This is a genomic window from Rhizobium sp. PEPV16 (assembly GCF_008919455.1).
Taxonomy (GTDB): domain Bacteria; phylum Pseudomonadota; class Alphaproteobacteria; order Rhizobiales; family Rhizobiaceae; genus Rhizobium; species Rhizobium leguminosarum_Q.
The window spans coordinates 10,314-11,372 of record NZ_VSZV01000188.1; the positions used below are offsets into that span (position 1 = coordinate 10,314).

1 protein-coding gene is annotated in these 1,059 nt (G+C 64.6%); it reads left to right on the top strand.

The window, feature by feature from the left end; genetic code table 11:
• A partial coding sequence (locus tag FY112_RS04875; RefSeq protein WP_151517857.1) for a CoA ester lyase occupies positions 1-810 on the top strand: 810 nt, incomplete at its 5' end.
• Positions 811-1,059: the final 249 nt, after the last annotated feature.

Genomic DNA, 1,059 nt, shown 5'->3' on the forward strand with positions numbered 1-1,059 from the left:
CCCGGTGACCGGCCGGAGCGTTTCGACAAGGCGCTCGCCTCGGGCGCCGATGCCGTCATTCTCGACCTGGAAGATTCGGTTGCACCCTTAAACAAGCCGAAAGCGCGCGAGAGCGTGCACGAGTTCGTGTTGGATCATGCCGGAGAGACCCCTCTCCTGATCCGCATCAATCCCCTCGCCTCCCCAGAATTCGAAGACGACCTTGACGCTTTGAGCGGCCTTCATCCTTTCGCGATCGTGCTGCCAAAGGCCGAGGGTGCCGCTTCGGTGCTGAAGCTCGCAGGCTCTCTTGCATCTGCAATTCCCATCTTGCCGATCGCAACCGAAACGCCATCCGCGATCTTCGAGATCGGCAGCTACCGGGATGTCTCGACCAGCCTTTGCGGCCTGACCTGGGGGGCTGAGGATCTGCCGGCCGCCATGGGGGCTGCGACCGCGCGACGGACGGACGGCCGTTATACGCCGCCTTACGAGCTTGCCCGTTCGCTGGTGCTGTTTGGCGCCCATGCTGCCGCCGTTCCGGCGATCGACACCGTCTATCCCGATTTCCGCGATCTCAACGGTCTCAGGGCCTATGTCGGCCGCGCCCGGCGCGATGGTTTTTCAGGCCAGATGGCCATCCATCCGAGCCAGGTCGAAGTGATCAATCACGCCTTCACGCCGGATCCTTCCGAGATCGCCTGGGCCGAGAAAGTCGCTGCCGCCTTCGCCGCCCGGCCCGACGCGGGCGTCGTCCAGCTTGACGGCCGCATGCTGGATTTGCCGCATCTCAAGCTTGCGATGCGTATCCTGGACCTCACCGGGCGATAGTCAGGATGCCGCCCGCTTGACCGCCTTCAGCCGACTTCGCCGCCCGCTTGGAGGTGACCGGCCGCCCGTGTCCTGTGAGATAGCCTTGCCGTCACCGACCGCGACATAAAATCCACATAGCGACCTGCTGCACGGTGGGTCGGGCGTCATGACATTGGCGTCATGGCTTCGAAATCGGGCAAGGCGCCGCTCGCGTAGCCGACCGCCCCAAGCGAGCCGATGGCGATCCGGCCGTCGCGGATCGACAGG